The sequence below is a fragment of the Methylobacterium platani genome (assembly GCF_001653715.1).
GTDB lineage: Bacteria > Pseudomonadota > Alphaproteobacteria > Rhizobiales > Beijerinckiaceae > Methylobacterium > Methylobacterium platani.
Genome location: NZ_LWHQ01000034.1, coordinates 1 through 15,235, shown reverse-complemented (window position 1 = coordinate 15,235; position 15,235 = coordinate 1). Strand labels below are relative to the sequence as shown.

Below are 15,235 nucleotides of genomic sequence, written 5' to 3'. Positions count from 1 at the left end.
TGCCCGATATCGACTCCATGCCCGTTCTGCGGGTGCGTAAAATTAGGACGAATATCCGTGTCGCAAGAAGATCTGGTCCAGGAGGTCGATTTCGTCGCCCTCGCCGCCGACGTCGTGTCCGCCTACGTCGCCAACAATTCCGTCCCGGCCGCCGATCTGGCGAGCCTGATCGGCACCGTGCACGGCGCCTTCGTCTCCCTCGGCCAGCCGGCCGCCAAGGAGGCCGAGAAGCCGGTGCCGCTGATGCCGATCAAGAAGACGGTCACGCCCGACTACCTGATCAGCCTCGAGGACGGCCGTCAGTACAAGTCGCTCAAGCGCCACCTGTCGACCCGCGGGCTCACCCCCGAGGAGTACCGCCGCAAGTGGGGCCTGCCGCACGACTACCCGATGGTCGCCGCCAACTACGCCGCCCAGCGCTCGGAGCTCGCCAAGAGCATCGGGCTGGGCCGGGGCCGCAACGTCGCGGCGGCCGCCAAGCGCGCCGCCTCCGACGCGGTGGTGAAGGCGCCGGTCGCCGAGACCAAGGCGGCCGAGACCAAGACCGCCAAGCGCGGCCGTCCGCGCAGCGCCTGAGCCTCGCGCCTCCGCCCCGGCGGTCCCGGGCTCCGGCGGGCCCGCGGGGGCGGGTCCGTCACGCCGCCCTCGATCCGGCGCTCACAGCAGCTCGCCGTGCCAGGCCGTGAAGTCGGCCGGCGGGCCCGCGAGCGTCGGCGGGGACAGGCCCGGCGCCGCACCCGGCCCGGCGCGCAGGCTGCGGCGGTACTCCCCGGGCGGCAGCCCGACCGCGCTGCGGAACAGCCGTCCGGCATGGCTCGGCGAGGTGAAGCCGCACGCGGTCGCGATCTCGTCGATCGAGCGGTCGTCCTCGGCCCGGGACAGGGCGCGGCGCAGGCGCGTCACGCGCTGCTGCTGCACGAAGCGGGCGACACCGCCCGCGGGCTCGAACAGCCGGTAGAGGACGCTGCGCGACACGCCGGCGCCGGCCGCGATCGTCGCGGTGTTCAGGTCGCGATCCCCGAGATGCTGCTCGATGTAGGCGACCGCCCGGGCGCGGGCCCGCCCGGCCGCGACCTGCGGCACGAGGGGCGCCGACCGGTCGTGCAGGGCGGTCAGGGTCGCGCCGAGCATCAGGCCGAGCGACTCGGTCGCCGCCCGGGCCAGGTCGGGCGTCAGCGACGCGGCATGCGCGACGAGGGAGCGCACGAAATCGATCGTCAGCCCCGCCTCGCGCGGCCCGACGACCAGTCCGTGCAGGTCGAGCCGGTCGAGGCTTGCGGCATCGAGGCGGTCGCGGGCCACCGCGGCGGTGACGATGCGGGCGCCGTCGGTCCAGGTCCGCTGCGGACGGGTGAGATCGAACAGCGCGAGGCTGCCCGCCTCGACCCGCCGGACCGCCCCCGGCACCTCCAGCATCAGGCTGCCCTCGAGGACGAGGTGGAGCGTGACGTGGTCGAAACCGTCTCGGGCGACCCGCCGGGGCCCGCGGGCATGCGCCACGCCGGCGAGGCGCCGGTCGAAGACCAGCATCCGCGGCAGCCGGTGCGCGATCACCTCGGTGCGCAGGGGACCGGCAAGGCGCTCGACGTCGGTGCCGCCGCTGTAGAGCGCGCGATAGGCCTCGAACGCCTCCTCGTCGGCGGTGTCGCGGCCCGCGCTCGCCGGGCCGAGGGTGATCGTGTCCATCGCTCCTGCCGCCGCTGCTACGATGTCCGCCTCGGTCAGACGCCGCGCCGGCTCGCGATGCGCGATCCGGACGAGATCGTCCGGACGTCGTCTCACCGGTCCGCCCGTGCCGTCGTGCCGTCCGTGATCCTGTCGTGCATGACGTAGCGGCCCCCGAGCAGAAGGGCAACGAGCCCCGCGGCGTCGGCGAGCAGGCCGGTCGCCAGCAGCGCCCGGCCGAGCCCGGCCTCGCCGAAGACCCGGTCCGCCAGCAACCCGACGAGCGGCGGGCCGAGCCCGAAGCCCGCCAGCGTGATGCAGGCCATGAACGGCGCGGTGACGCGGCCGCGCAGGCGCTGCGGCGTCATGAGCTGCAGTCCCGCCAGCGCGGCGACCGAGCCGAGCCCCAAGCCGAAGACCAGGGCGGCGAGGGCGGCGAGCGCGACGGGGAGGCTGTCGACGAGGCACAGGAGCGCGAGCAGCGGAGGCGTGCCGAGGAGGATCGCGAGCAGCAGCCTGCCGCCGGGCAGGCCGAGGCGCGGTCGCGACGGGAAGCCCCGCGATCCCCGATCGAGCAGGCGCCCGCCGGCGAACTGGCCGAGCGGCGCGGCGAGCACGACGACGAGCCCGAACAGCATGCCGGCCGAAGACAGCGGCAGGCCGAAGCGGCGCACCAGCAGCGTGACCCCCCAGGCATTGGTGGTCTGGACCACCAGGGCCACGGCGGCGCCCGCGACCGCCATCACGGCGTAGCGGCCGGCATGGCGGGCGAGCCACGGCCCGAGGCGCACCCCCGGGAGGGTGCGCCGGCCGCCGCGGCCGGGATCGGGGGTGCGCCAGAGCAGGAGGGCGACCGCGAGGTTCGGCAGGACGCTGAGCAGGAAGAGCAGCCGCCAGGCCGCGATCGTGCCGCCGCCGAGCGGGACCGCCGCCGGCAGCAGCGCCAGGAGCCCGCCGCCGAGGACCAGCGCCGTGCCGCGCCCCAGCACGGCGCCGGCGGTGTAGAGCGAGACCCCGCGCCCGACACGGTCCCGCGGCTGGCGCGCCGCGATGAGCGCGAGGGCGGCCGGGGTGAGGACGGCCTGGCCGAGCCCGAGGGCGGCACGGCCGAGGAGCAGCTCCGCGAGGTCGGTCGCCAGGCCGCAGGCCAGGGTGGCGAGGCTCCAGGCCAGGATCCCGGCGGCGATCAGGCGCGGGCGGTGGACCCGGTCGACCAGGGGGCCGGCGAGCAGCGAGGCGCCGGCGTAGGCGATCACGAAGGCGGTGCCCTGCACCAGCCCGAGCTCGACGTCGCTCAGGTGCAGGTCGGCCTTGATCGCCGGGGCGACCAGGGCGGCGAGGAACCGGTCCGCGAAGGCGAGCAGATGGGTGCCGGCCAGGAGCCAGACGCCCGGCCAGGTCGGCGCCAACGGAAACCGCTTCACGGGACACCGCCTCGGGGACGCGCGCATCCGGGTCTCGCGCCGTCGGATCCGGCTTCATGGACCGGCACGGCCGGCCGGGACAACGGGCTTGCCAGCATGACCGGCCTGCGCTCTTGTCGCGGCCGGGCGGCGCGGGCCGAGGGCACGCCGGGCGCGCCGGGGCCCCGTGCCGGGGCCGACCCCCCGAGTGTCGCGCCCGCCGGCCTGCACGGCGCCGTCGCGGGCCCCATTCCCGGACATCCCCCATGGATCAGGCCAAGCTCGCGGCCCTTCGCGCCCGCTACCTCGACGCCACCGGCGGCGACATCGACGATCCGGACTTCGCGAAGGCCGCCGCGCAGCAATTCAGCGAGAGCGACCGGCGCAAGTGGCCCTTCTCGGACGTCGCCACCTTCCTCGACCTGCCGTACCGCCCGGACGCCGCGACCCTGCCCGATTTTGGCGGCCTCGACGTGGCGCTGATCGGCGTGCCGATGGATCTCGGCGTGACCAACCGGGCCGGCGCCCGCCACGGCCCCCGGGCGGTGCGGGCGGTGGAGCGGATCGGCCCCTACGACCACGTGCTGCGGATGACGCCGGCGGCGGAGCTGAAGGCGGCCGATATCGGCGACGTGCCGTTCCGCAGCCGCTTCTCCCTCGAGAGCTGCCACGAGGACATCGAGGCGTTCTTCGCCACCGTGGTGAAGGCGGGCGTGGTGCCGCTCGCGGTCGGGGGCGACCACTCGATCAGCCGCGCCACCCTGCGGGCGGTCGGCGCGTCGCGCCCGGTCGGGATGATCCACATCGACGCCCATTGCGACACCGGCGGCGTCTACGAGGGCTCGAAGTTCCACCACGGCGGTCCGTTCCGCCAGGCGGTGCTCGACGGCGTCCTCGACCCGGCGCGCACGATCCAGATCGGCATCCGCGGCGGCGCCGAGTACCTGTGGGAGTTCTCCTACGTCTCCGGCATGACGGTGATCCACGCCGAGGAGGTGCCGCATCTCGGGCTCGCGGCGGTGATCGCCCGGGCCCGCGAGGTCGTGGGCGACGGCCCGACCTACGTCTCCTTCGACGTCGACAGCCTCGATCCCGGCTTCGCCCCGGGCACCGGCACGCCGGAGATGGGCGGCCTCACCCCCCGCGAGGTGCTGGAGCTGCTGCGCGGCCTCGCCGGCGTCAACGTGGTCGGCGGCGACGTGGTCGAGGTCGCCCCGCAATACGACCAGACCAGCAACACGGCGCAATGCGCCGCGCAGGTGCTGTTCGAGCTCTTCTGCCTCGTCGCGGCAGGGCGCAAGCGCGGCGTTTGACGCACCGTCACGAGCGCCGGGGGCGGGTCAGCCCCCGGCCACGCCCTGCGCCTCGACGTAGAGCGCGTAGAGCGACTGGCTCGCCGCCATGAACAGCCGGTTGCGGTGGCGGCCGCCGAAGCAGAGGTTGGCGCAGCGCTCCGGCAGGCGGATGCGGCCGATCAGCTGGCCCTCCGGGTTGTAGACCATCACGCCGTCGAGGGCGTCGTCGCCCATTCCCCAGCCGCACCAGAGGTTGCCGTCGGTGTCGCAGCGGAAGCCGTCCGGGGTGCCGGGGCCGGCATCGATGTGGACGCGCCGGTTGCTCAGGCGCCCGCCCGCGACGTCGAAGGCCAGGATGCGGCGGTTCGGCTGCGCCCGCGACTCGACGAGGTAGAGGATCGATTCGTCGGGCGAGAAGCACAGGCCGTTCGGCCCGGCGAGGTCGGTCGCCGCGGCCTCGAGCACCCCGGTGACCGGGTCGAGGCGGTAGACGTTCTGCGGCAGTTCCGGCGCGGCCCGCACGCCCTCGTAATTGCCCAGGATGCCGAAGGGCGGGTCGGTGAACCAGACCGCGCCGTCGGAGGCCACCACGACGTCGTTGGGCGAGTTGAGGCGCTTGCCCTCGTGGGAATCGGCCAGCACCGTGACGGCTCCGTCATACTCGGTGCGCGTCACCCGCCGCCCGCCGTGCTCGCAGGTGACGAGGCGGCCCTGGCGGTCGCGGGTGTTGCCGTTGGCGAAGTTCGACGGCTGGCGGAAGGCCGAGACCGCGCCGGTCTCCTCGTCGTAGCGCAGGATGCGGTTGTTCGGGATGTCGCTCCACAGGAGGTAGCGTCCGTCGCCGAACCAGACCGGGCCCTCGCTCCAGCGGCAGCCGGTGGCGAGGCGCTCGACGCCGGCGCTGAACACCCGGTAGCGGGCGAAGGAGGGGTCGATGACCTCGACGGCGGGGTCGGGATACCGGGGCGTCGGCGTCCACACGGGCGTTGTCCTCCTGATGGGTTCTTCTGGCGCGGCGGACCTTCGCGGGACGCGCCGCCCGATGCAAGCCGGTCCCGTGCCGGAACCTGTCCATCCCGGCGCGACGATCCTCGACGCCGGGTCGCCGCTCCGCGATGATGCGGCACGCGGCGCGCCCTCGGGCGCCCGCCGACGATGCGTGATGCGGGAGGATGCATGAGCGAGGCAGCGGGAATCCGGGTCGCCCTGTCGGGGGCGGGCGGCCAGATCGGGGCGGTGCTGCGGCCCCGGCTCCTCGCCGCCGGCCACGTCCTGCGCTCCGGCGGCGGCCCGACGGCGCTGACGCCGCTCTCCGACGCCGAGACGGTCACCACCGGCGACCTGCGCGACCCGGACGCCGTCGACCGCCTGCTCGACGGCACCGACGTGCTGGTCCACATGGCCGGCACCAGCGTCGAGAAGCCGCTGCCGGAGGTGATCGAGAACAACCTCATCGCTCTGCAGGCGGTCTACGAGGGCGCACGCCGCCACGGCGTGCGCCGGGTGGTCTTCGCCAGTTCGAACCACGCCTTCGGCATGCATTCGGTGGGCGAGCGGCTCGCCATCGATGCGCCGTTCCGGCCCGACGGCGCCTACGGGCTGAGCAAGGCGTGGGGCGAGCTGATGGGCCGGATGTACTGGGACCGGCACGGCATCGAGGGGGTGGCCCTGCGCATCGGCAGCGCGCTGCCGCGCCCGACGGAGTTCCGCCACCTCTCGACCTGGCTCGGGCACGACGATCTCGGCCAGCTCGTGCTGCGCAGCATCGCGGCGCCGATCCCCGGCTACGTCGCGGTCTGGGGCGCGTCCGACAACCCGCGCAGCTACTGGGACAACGGTGCGGCCGCCGCCACGATCGGCTACCGCCCGACCCAGTCGGCGGAGGACTGGGCCGAGGAGATCCTGGCGCAGGAGAACCCGCTCGACCCGATCGCCCGCACCCTCCAGGGCGGCAGCTTCACGACGATCGACTACACGCCGGAGGCCGAGCGCCCGCGGCGCGGTGGCTGAGGCGGGGCGGCCCGGACCGCCCTTAACCGCCGCGAAAGCCCGGGTCCGCTAACGAGGATCCTCGCGCGGCGCGATCGGAGCGGCGGGATGGCGGCCGGGGCTTCTCTCGGCGAGGCGGAGGCGGGCGCGGCCGGCACCGCCCTCGCGGTGTTCGGCGTGCGGATCGCCGCGGCGGCCTGCGCCTTCGTCGCCCAGGTGCTGATGGCGCGCCTGATGGGCGGGGACGAGTACGGAATCTTCGCCACGGTCTGGGTTTGGACCGCGCTTGCCGGCCACGCCTCGACCTGGGGTCTGTCGCAGGCCGCCTGCCGCTTCCTGCCGACCTACCGGGCGCAGGGCGCCGCCGGCCCGGCGCGGGGGTTCCTGGCCTTCGGGGCGGCGTTCTCGCTGGCCGCCGCCGCCGCCCTGGCCGGCCTCGGCGCGGCGCTCGTCTGGCTGTGTCCCGGCCTGGTCGCCGCGCCTTACGCCTCGCCCGTGCTGGTGGCGGCCCTGGTGCTGCCGTTCTTCGCGCTCCAGGATTTCTGCGAGGGCGTGGCGCGGGGCCGCGACTGGACTCTTCTGGCCGTCGCGCCGCCCTACCTCCTGCGCCAGGGCCTGGTCATGGGGCTGATGCTCGCGGCGGTCGGCCTCGGTGCGCCGGCCGAGGCGGCGACCGCCGCCGCCTGCACGCTCGCCGCCACCGCGCTCTCGCTCGCCCTCCAGGCCGGCATCCTGCTGCGGCGCCTCGCGGCCGAGCGGCGCCCCGACCGGGCGCTGTATCCCTGGCGTGACTGGCTGCGGGCGTCCCTGCCGATGGCGCTGATCGACCTCGCCGGCTCGGGCTTCAACTTCGTCGACGTGCTGGTGCTCGGCTTCCTCTTGCCGCCGGCGGAGGTCGGGGCTTATTTCGCCGCGACGCGGCTGCTGCAATTCGTCGTCTTCGTCCAGTACGCCGCCTCCGCGGTGACGGCCCAGCGCTTCGCCGCGGCGCAGGCGCGGGGCGACCGGGAGGGCTTGTGCGCCCTGGTCCGGCGCTGGTCGCGCCTGACGCTCGCCGCCACGCTCGCCACCGGCCTCGCCGTGGTGGCGGCGGGGCCGCTGCTGCTCGGGCTGTTCGGGCCGGATTTCCAGGCCGCCCTGCCGCTCCTCGCCATCCTGGTCGCCGGCCACGGCCTCGCCGCCGCCTTCGGGCCGGCGGAGGACCTGCTGACGATGCTGGGGGCCGAGCGCGCCTGCGCCGCGGTGACGCTCGTGCTGCTCGGGACGGCGGTCGCGCTCGCCCTGGTGCTGGTGCCGCTCCTCGGCCTCGCCGGGGCGGCGCTCGCCGCCGGCCTCGTCACCGCCGGGCGGGGCGCGGCCCTGGCGCTCTTCGCGCATCGCCGCCTCGGCCTCGTCACCCCGGCCTTCGCCCGATGAGCGTGCCCGACATCGACGCGACCTGCGCGGTGACCGACCTCGCGCGGCTGAGCCTGGAGCCCGCCGCGTGGGACGCCCTCGTCGCCCGCGCCGACCGGCCGAGCCCGGACTATTCCCGGCGGGTGCTCGAGGCGCATCGCGACCACGGCCTCGCGCCGGCGGACCTGCCCTGCCTCACCGTGCGCCGCGGCCCGGACCTTCTCGCCGTGCTGCCGTTCCGCATCGCGCGCGGGCCGCTCGGGATCGGACGGGTCGCCCGGCCCTTCGCCTCGCCCTACCTCACGGTCACCGCGCCCCTGGTGGCGGGCGGGCCCGAGACGGGACCGGCCCTCGCCGCCCTCGCCGCCGGCCTGCGGACCCTCGGGCGCCCGTGGTGGTGGCCGCTCCTGCCGGTGGACGACCCGGCCGGCTCCGCCTTCCCGGCGGCGCTCGCCCGCGACGGCTGGAGCCTGGCCGAGGTCGCGGGCTTCGCGCGCCCGGTCCTCGACCGCCGGCCGAGCCACGACGCCTTCCTGGGGCAGCACCCGCACAAGGGCCGGATCAAGGACCTGCGCCGCCGCCGCCGGCGCCTCGACGAGGCCGGACGGGTCGCGATCGAGGCGGTCGGGCCGGACGGCGATCTGGCGCGCGCCGTCGAGGACTTCCTCGCCCTGGAGCGGCGCGGCTGGAAGGGGAGGGCCGGCACCGCGCTCGCCTGCCGGCCCGGCACCGCGGCCCTCGCCCGCGCCCTGTTCCACCCCGGCGACGGACCGGTGACCGCGCGGGCCGACCTCCTGCGCCTCGACGGGCGGGTGGTCGCGGCAAGCCTCGCGCTGGTCTGCGGCGGGACCGCGACGCTGCTCAAGACCGCCTACGACGAGGAACTGCGCGCGCTCGCCCCCGGCGTGCTGCTCGAGGCCGAGATCGTCCGGGCCCTGCACGAGACGCGCTTCGCCGACAGGCTCGACTCTGCGACCCTGGCGAGCGCCGTGCTCGACGACCTCTACCCCGAGCGCACCCGCATCGCCGAGATCATGGTCTCGCCGCCGGGGGGGCCTCCGGCCGATCGCCTCGCCGGGCGGGCCCGGCGCCAGCACGCCGGCAAGGACTGGCTCAAGGCGCGTCTCGCCCGCCTGCGCCGTCGCTGATCCCGGTCGCGCCGGAGGCATCGGCCTCGCTGGCGGCGTCGGCCTCACGCCAGCCGACGCGGGCCTGGGGCTTGGCATCGGTCGAAGCGAAGTAGGGCTTGATGTCGAGGAGCGGGGTGCCGTCGAGGCAGTCGAGCCCGCGCACGCTCAAGGCGGCGCCGTCGATGCCGAGAAGCTCGACCACCGAGACCGCGATCGGGTTCGGCCGCGCCGGCGAGCGCAGGGCGAAGGTGCCGCGGGCCCGCGGCGCGTGGCGGGGCTGCTGCGCCACCAGGTTCCGGGGCGCCCGGTCCATCCAGTAGAGCACGATCAGGTGGCTGGTGCCGGCGAGGTTCGCGAGGGCCGGCGCGAACCGGGGATCGACCTCGAGGGTGCAGACCGCGTCCGATTGCGCCGAGTTGCGCGGGCATTCCGCCCGGACGGTCCAGGGCGTGCGCACCCGGCCGACGAAGTAGAGCCCGGCATCGTAGCCCTCCGGCAGGTCGATGCTCGTCTCGCCCGGCCGGGGGCCGAACGCCTCCGTCTCGCGATCCGCCTCGCTCATGCGTCATCCTTCCGAAACCCGCGGGATCCGGGTCGCCCCGCCGCGCCGCCCGGTATAGGCTGCCGGGAGGGCATCAGGGAGACCGATCGACCGTGTTCGCCGACGAGCTGAGACCGATGGAGACGGTGGCCGACCCCGAGACGGCGGTCGACCGCCTGGAGGCCCTGCACGCCGCCGCCACCGGGAGCCTGCGGGAGGCGCTGTCGCGCTTCCTCAGCCACGGGGTCGCCCCCGACGCCGCCGAGCGGCTGACCTTCCGCTATCCCGAGCTGCGCCTGACCTATCGCCCGACCGGGCCGATGCCGCGCATCACCCGCGCCACAGCGAAGTTCCAGGGCCCGGGCGTCTACGCCACCACCCTGACCCAGCCGGGGCATTTCCGCGCCTACCTGCTGGAGCAGCTGCGCCCGCTGGTCCAGGATTACGGCGCGACGATCGAGGTGGGCCTGAGCGCCCAGGAGATCCCGTACCCCTACGTCGTCGAGCCCGGGGCGGAGCTCGCCCGCGGCGTCACCTCGAGCGACCTCGCGCGCCATTTCCCGACCCCGATGCTGTCGAGCGTCGGCGACGAGATCGCCGACGGGCTGTGGCTCGAATCCGGCGACGAGGTCCGGCCGCTCGCGCTGTTCGACGGCCCGCGGGTCGACTACTCGCTGCGCCGGCTCGTCCACTACACCGGGGCCGACTGGCGCCAGATCCAGCCCTGGATCCTGCTCACCAACTACCACCGCTACGTCGACCAGTTCGTGCGGGTCGGCCTCAAGGCCCTGGCCGCCGAGCCGGAGCGCTACGCCCGCCTGGTCCTGCCGGGCGGCGTCTCGGTCGAGGCCGGGGAAGCGGCGGGCGCCGACGCGGATGCGCTCATCGCCGCCTCGCCCTGGCACCGGTTCCAGATGCCGGCCTACCACCTCGTCGCCCGCGACCGCGAGGGGCAGCCCGGGCAGGGCACCAGCCTCGTCAATATCGGCGTCGGTCCCTCGAACGCCAAGACGATCACCGACCACCTGGCGGTCCTGCGCCCGCATTGCTGGCTGATGGTCGGCCATTGCGGCGGCCTGCGCCAGTCGCAGACCATCGGCGACTACGTGCTCGCCCACGCCTACCTGCGCCGCGACCGGATCCTCGACGAGCTGGTGCCGCCGGACGTGCCGATCCCGGCCTTGGCCGAGGTCCAGGTAGCCCTGCAGGAGGCCGCCGCCAGCGTCACCGGCGAGCGGGCGGACGCTCTCAAGCAGCGCCTGCGCACCGGGACCGTCGTCACCTACGACGACCGCAACTGGGAACTCCGCTGGTCGCAGGAGCGCCGGCGCATCAACCTGTCCCGGGCGATCGGCGTCGATATGGAGAGCGGCACGATCGCGGCGCAGGGCTACCGCCTGCGGGTGCCCTACGGCACGCTGCTCTGCGTCTCCGACAAGCCGCTGCACGGCGAGATCAAGCTGCCGGGGGCCGCCAACGCCTTCTACGAGCGGGCGGTGGGCGAGCACCTCCTGATCGGTCTCGCCACCCTCGACGCCCTGCGGCGCAACCGGCACGGCCTGCACTCGCGCAAGCTGCGCAGCTTCGACGAGCCGCCGTTCCGGTAGCGAACCCGTGCCGCTGCCGATCTCGAACAGCCGCCAGGTCGCGGTCTGGGACGGCGCCGCCGAGCGCGTCGTCGCGATCGCCGACCTCGCCGCCTCCCTCGGCGCCGACGCGCTGATCCGCCTGCACGAGGCGGATTTCTCGGAGCTGGCGGGGGTCGGGCGCGACCTCGTCCACTTCAACCTCGAGCGCACGATCAACCGGGTCGGCCTGCGCTACGCCCTGTTGCCGATCCGGCGGCCGGGCCGGCGCCGGCCGGGCGGGCCCGAGGAACTGCCGGTCCTCGACCCGGGCCGGTTCCGCACCGGCCTGTGCGTCGCCGTGCGGCAGGGCGTGCCGGTGACCGCGGTGACGCCGGACCTGTTCGCGGCCTCGCTGCCGACGATCCGCGACGCCGATTCCCTCGCGGCCGCCCTGGTGCGCCGCTACGGCGGCCTCTTTCCCGACCTCGCCCCGGCCGAGATCGTGGCCCGGGGCTGCGCGGTCACGCGGCTGCGCCTCGACGAGGCCTGACGGGCATCTGCCGCTGCTGCGTCCGGCCTCTCCTCTGCGTCAGGCATGGTCGGTCGCGACGCCGGGAAAAGTCACCGCCATGCTGGTCGGCGCGTACCCTTGCGGCCAGGACGAGGGCGGACGATCAGTCTAACAGCGGCAATTCTTTGCCGATCGTGGCGCAAGCGCCGATTCTGCGAATTGATTTTACCGGTTCGCAACCGGCGCCCGGCCAAGGTGCCGCCAATCGGGGCCGGACGCGAATGGTCATGCTGCAGACAGCCGAAATCCTGGTCGCCCTGCATGACGGGCGCCTCATCGGCCTGTCGCTCCTGATCGGCGTCCTGGCCTCGATCACCGCCATCGACCTGCTCCAGCACGCCCGCGCCACCTCCGGCACGAGCCGGGGAATCTGGCTCTCGGCCGCCGCGATCGCCGGCGGGTTCGGGCTGTGGGCGAGCCAGGTGATCGCCCAGGCCTCGATCCGGCCCGCCGAGGCGCTGCTGCGCCACGGCGATCTCCTGCTGCTCGGCCTCGTCGCGATGGTGATCCTCGCGGGCACCGGCCTGCGGAGCGTCGTCTCGGCCCCGCGCCGCATCGCGCCCTGGCTCGGCGGCGGGCTGATCGGGCTCGGCCTCTCGGCGGTCGGCGCCGCGGTGTCGGCCAGCCTGCCGGGGGCGGGCGGGGCGGCCTGGCTCGCCGGCCTCGTCCTGTGCGCCGCCGCCGGGGGGGCGCTCGCCGGCCTCGCCCTGTCGCTCAGCCTGCGGGAGCGCCCGGCGAGACGCGCCGCCGGCGCCCTGCTGATGTCGCTCGCCGCGATATTGCCGCACGGCGTCGGGCTGCTGGCGGCCGGCGCCGCGCTGTCGCCGGTCGCGCTCGACGGCCAGTTCGCCGCCTCGCTCGGATTCGCCAGCCTGACGCTGCTCGTCCTCGCCTTCACGGGCGTGACCCTCGACGGCCGCGCCCGGCGCCGGCGCGAGGCGCAGGAACTGATGCACAGCCTCGCCGACGCGGCGGTCGAGGGCATCGCCGTCTGCGAGGGGCGGCGGATCGTCACCGTCAACACCAGCCTCGCCGAGCTGATCGGCCGCGCCCCGGCGACGCTGATCGGCCGGCCGATCGTCGAGATCCTGCCCGAGGCAGTGGTGCTGGGCCTCGAATCGAGCCCGGGCGGCCGGGTCGTCGAGGCCGAGCTGGCCGGCGCCGACGGCGAGGTGCTGCCGGTCGACGTGATCCGGCGGCCCCTCGGCAACCGGCCCTGCCACGCCTTCGCGTTCCGCGACCTGCGGGCGCGTCGCCAGGCCGAGCGGCACATCCAGTTCCTCGCCCACCACGACACGCTGACCGGCCTGCCGAACCGGGCGACGTTCCGCGCCCGCCTCGACGAGGAGATCGCCCTGGCGCGGGCCGGCGGCGGCCTCGTGGCGGTGCTCTGCCTCGACCTCGACCGCTTCAAGGACGTCAACGACCTCTACGGCCACGCGATGGGCGACGGGCTGCTGCAGGCGCTGGCGCGCTGGGTCGCGCCGGTGCTCGGCCCGCGCCAGATGATGGCGCGCCTGGGAGGCGACGAGTTCGCCGTCCTGGTGCCGGACATCGCGGGGCCCGACGAGGCGGGCCTGCTCGCCGAGGCGATCCTGGCGGTCATCCGCGAGGGCAACGCCCGGGCCGGGAGCGGCCCGATCCTGGCGACCAGCATCGGCATCGCGGTCTGCCCGACCGATGCCGAGGACGGCCAGACCCTGCTCAACCAGGCCGACGCGGCGCTCTACTGCGCCAAGAACCACGGCCGCGGCATCCATCGGTTCTTCGAGCCGATCCTCGCGGCGCAGATCCGCGACCGGCGCGCCCTCGAGCACGACCTGCGCCACGCCGTCGAGCGCGACGAGCTGCGGGTCGTCTATCAGCCGCAGATGGCGGTCGATTGCGGCACCGTCGTCGGGTTCGAGGCGCTGCTGCGCTGGCAGCACCCGGAGCGGGGCAACGTGCCGCCGGACCTGTTCATCCCGATCTCGGAGGAGACCGGCAGCATCCTGGGGATCGGCGAGTGGGTGCTGCGCGAGACCTGTCGCGAGGCGGCCTCGTGGGAGAAGCCCCTGCGCATCGCCGTCAACGTCTCGGCGATCCAGCTCCACGCCCCGGGCTTCGCCGAGCTGGTGCACGAGGTCCTGGTCGTCACCGGCCTGACGCCGGCCCGCCTCGAGCTCGAGATCACCGAGACGGCGCTCGTGCGCGATCCCGTCCGGGCGCTCGCCGCCCTGCGGCGGATCAAGGCGATGGGGGTGCGGATCGCGATGGACGATTTCGGCACCGGCTACTCGTCGCTGTCGAACCTGCGCGCCTTCCCGTTCGACAAGATCAAGATCGACCGTTCGTTCATCCGCGCCGTCGACGTCAACCGCGAGACCGCCGCGATCATGCGGGCGGTGCTGGGCCTCGGCCGGGGCCTCGGCCTGCCGGTCCTGGCCGAGGGCGTCGAGACCTCGGCCGAGCTCGCCTTCCTGGGCGCCGAGAACTGCCACGAGGCGCAAGGCTACCTCCTCGGCCGCCCCGGCCCGATCGCGCATTTCGCCGAGCACACCCATCAGGACCGCGATGCGGCGGACGCGGCGTGATCGGGATCCTGGACTGCCGATGGCGAGGAACGCCGTGCGACACCATCCGCGTTGGGCGGTCCCCGCGAATCCGCAGCGCGGGTTCAGCCCTGGCGTCCCGGGACGAGCGGGTGCATGCCGGCCCGGCCCGCGCGCCGATGTCCCCTAGATGCCGGCGTTCGCTCGCCACCGGACGAACAATTGGCACAATGTAATTTTTGTCGATCGACCGTCACTTTATATGCGCGACTGTCTGCATTAGGCGGTGTGGACTCTTGGGGTTCCCTTGGCGGGAGAGGAGTGATTCAAGGCTGCTTTTTGGAGCGCCGCCTTGGGAGTTCTGGACCGTCTCGTTCTCAGCGATGCCCAGTGGGAGCGCATGGCCCCCCTGATCATTGGCCGGCCGGATCAGCGCGGCTCGACCGGTCGCGACAATCGCATGTTCGTGGAAGGTGTGCTCTGGATCGTGCGCACCGGCGCGCCGTGGCGCGACCTGCCCGAAGCGTTCGGCGACTGGAACAGCGTGTTTCGCCGCTTCAGCCGCTGGAGTCGGAAGGGCGTGTGGTGGCGCCTCTTCGAGGCCATGGCCGACGATCCTGACTTCGAGTACCTGATCGTCGACTCCACCATCGTGCGCGCTCACCAACATGCGGCGGGCGCGAAAAAAGGGGGTCTGATGATCCGGCCCCGTCCGATCAGGCCCTTGGCCGGTCCCGCGGCGGCCTGAGCACCAAGATCCACTTGGTCGTGCGCGGTCTTGGCTGTCCGGTCCGGTTTGCCCTCACGGCTGGTCAGAAGGGCGATGCGCCCCAGGCCGAGACGCTGCTGGCAGATCTTCCCGCCGCGGTGGTCCTGGCCGATGCGGCCTACGACAGCAACCGGCTGCGCGAGGCGATTGCCGGCAAGGGCGCCACGGCCGTAATCCCGAACAACCCCTCACGCGCCAGGAAGTATGAGCTCGACACGGCACTCTATACAGAGCGCCACTTGATCGAGTGCTGTTTTGCCAAGCTTAAGCAGTTCCGCCGCGTTGCGACCCGCTACGAGAAGACAGCCCGCAACTACGCCGCCGTCGTCACCATCGCCGCCATCGTCCTCTGGCTTCGGTAACTGTCCACACCGCCTA

At 74.2% G+C, this 15,235-nt stretch carries 13 protein-coding genes; 9 read left to right on the top strand and 4 right to left on the bottom strand.

The window, feature by feature from the left end:
- Positions 1 to 57 precede the first annotated feature (57 nt).
- Positions 58 to 576 carry a Ros/MucR family transcriptional regulator gene (locus tag A5481_RS16525; RefSeq protein WP_064504059.1) on the top strand — a complete coding sequence of 173 codons (519 nt, stop codon included), beginning with the start codon at positions 58 to 60 and terminating at the stop codon, positions 574 to 576.
- Between the two features lie 81 nt (positions 577 to 657).
- Here A5481_RS16525 and A5481_RS16520 read toward each other — a convergent pair whose 3' ends face one another.
- Positions 658 to 1,686: a helix-turn-helix domain-containing protein gene (locus A5481_RS16520; RefSeq protein WP_053082193.1), complete on the bottom strand. Its 1,029-nt coding sequence runs from the start codon at positions 1,684 to 1,686 to the stop codon at positions 658 to 660.
- 92 nt (positions 1,687 to 1,778) lie between these two features.
- Entirely contained in the window at positions 1,779 to 3,089 is a 1,311-nt protein-coding gene (locus tag A5481_RS16515) for an MFS transporter (RefSeq protein WP_053082192.1), read from the bottom strand.
- A gap of 245 nt (positions 3,090 to 3,334) precedes the next feature.
- Between A5481_RS16515 and speB the strand changes: the two genes are divergently transcribed.
- Positions 3,335 to 4,381 (top strand): agmatinase, encoded by a 1,047-nt coding sequence (gene speB / locus A5481_RS16510; protein WP_048431667.1) that lies wholly within the window; start codon positions 3,335 to 3,337, stop codon positions 4,379 to 4,381.
- A 27-nt stretch (positions 4,382 to 4,408) separates the two neighbouring features.
- On the opposite strand, the gene A5481_RS16505 is transcribed toward speB, so the two are convergent.
- Complete coding sequence (locus tag A5481_RS16505) at positions 4,409 to 5,344, bottom strand: SMP-30/gluconolactonase/LRE family protein (RefSeq protein ID WP_048431666.1); 936 nt, start codon at positions 5,342 to 5,344, stop codon at positions 4,409 to 4,411.
- A gap of 195 nt (positions 5,345 to 5,539) precedes the next feature.
- On the opposite strand from A5481_RS16505, the gene A5481_RS16500 reads away from it, so the two are divergent.
- The 3 genes from A5481_RS16500 to A5481_RS16490 all read left to right on the top strand — a co-directional run bounded on the left by A5481_RS16500 (position 5,540) and on the right by A5481_RS16490 (position 8,895).
- On the top strand, positions 5,540 to 6,373 hold the full coding sequence (locus tag A5481_RS16500; RefSeq protein ID WP_048431665.1) for an NAD-dependent epimerase/dehydratase family protein: 834 nt from the start codon (positions 5,540 to 5,542) through the stop codon (positions 6,371 to 6,373).
- Between the two features lie 87 nt (positions 6,374 to 6,460).
- Positions 6,461 to 7,768 carry a lipopolysaccharide biosynthesis protein gene (locus A5481_RS16495; protein WP_048431664.1) on the top strand — a complete coding sequence of 436 codons (1,308 nt, stop codon included), beginning with the start codon at positions 6,461 to 6,463 and terminating at the stop codon, positions 7,766 to 7,768.
- The gene (locus tag A5481_RS16490) at positions 7,765 to 8,895 is read left to right on the top strand and encodes a GNAT family N-acetyltransferase (protein WP_048431663.1); all 1,131 of its coding nucleotides are present in this window, start codon (positions 7,765 to 7,767) and stop codon (positions 8,893 to 8,895) included. Before A5481_RS16495 ends, A5481_RS16490 begins: the two co-directional genes overlap by 4 nt.
- On the opposite strand, the gene tsaA is transcribed toward A5481_RS16490, so the two are convergent.
- A complete protein-coding gene (gene tsaA / locus A5481_RS16485) occupies positions 8,861 to 9,439 on the bottom strand; it encodes a tRNA (N6-threonylcarbamoyladenosine(37)-N6)-methyltransferase TrmO (protein ID WP_048431662.1) in 579 nt (192 codons plus the stop codon). The two genes, A5481_RS16490 and tsaA, sit on opposite strands and share 35 nt — an antisense overlap.
- A gap of 92 nt (positions 9,440 to 9,531) precedes the next feature.
- On the opposite strand from tsaA, the gene A5481_RS16480 reads away from it, so the two are divergent.
- From A5481_RS16480 to A5481_RS32575, 4 genes are all read left to right on the top strand, one after another.
- Positions 9,532 to 11,025, top strand: coding sequence for an AMP nucleosidase (locus tag A5481_RS16480; RefSeq protein ID WP_082172893.1), 1,494 nt, complete (start codon positions 9,532 to 9,534; stop codon positions 11,023 to 11,025).
- A gap of 7 nt (positions 11,026 to 11,032) precedes the next feature.
- A complete protein-coding gene (locus A5481_RS16475) occupies positions 11,033 to 11,536 on the top strand; it encodes a hypothetical protein (protein WP_048431661.1) in 504 nt (167 codons plus the stop codon).
- 248 nt (positions 11,537 to 11,784) lie between these two features.
- Positions 11,785 to 14,130, top strand: a complete 2,346-nt coding sequence (locus A5481_RS16470) for a putative bifunctional diguanylate cyclase/phosphodiesterase (RefSeq protein WP_048431668.1) — start codon at positions 11,785 to 11,787, stop codon at positions 14,128 to 14,130.
- Positions 14,131 to 14,440: 310 nt separating this feature from the next.
- Positions 14,441 to 15,219, top strand: a protein-coding gene (locus tag A5481_RS32575) for an IS5 family transposase (RefSeq protein ID WP_425350174.1) whose coding sequence is annotated in 2 segments (ribosomal slippage) — positions 14,441 to 14,770 and positions 14,773 to 15,219 — 777 coding nt in all. Because the reading frame shifts where the segments join, the coding sequence is not laid out codon by codon here.
- Positions 15,220 to 15,235 lie beyond the last annotated feature (16 nt).

What these genes read in the sequence shown, in the direction of transcription:
- A5481_RS16500 (WP_048431665.1), top strand. Translation starts at nt 5,540, where the DNA reads ATGAGCGAGGCAGCGGGAATCCGGGTCGCCCTGTCGGGGGCGGGCGGC.
- speB (WP_048431667.1), top strand. Translation starts at nt 3,335, where the DNA reads ATGGATCAGGCCAAGCTCGCGGCCCTTCGCGCCCGCTACCTCGACGCC.
- A5481_RS16490 (WP_048431663.1), top strand. Translation starts at nt 7,765, where the DNA reads ATGAGCGTGCCCGACATCGACGCGACCTGCGCGGTGACCGACCTCGCG.
- tsaA (WP_048431662.1), bottom strand. Translation starts at nt 9,439, where the DNA reads ATGAGCGAGGCGGATCGCGAGACGGAGGCGTTCGGCCCCCGGCCGGGC.
- A5481_RS16495 (WP_048431664.1), top strand. Translation starts at nt 6,461, where the DNA reads ATGGCGGCCGGGGCTTCTCTCGGCGAGGCGGAGGCGGGCGCGGCCGGC.
- A5481_RS16520 (WP_053082193.1), bottom strand. Translation starts at nt 1,686, where the DNA reads ATGGACACGATCACCCTCGGCCCGGCGAGCGCGGGCCGCGACACCGCC.
- A5481_RS16470 (WP_048431668.1), top strand. Translation starts at nt 11,785, where the DNA reads ATGCTGCAGACAGCCGAAATCCTGGTCGCCCTGCATGACGGGCGCCTC.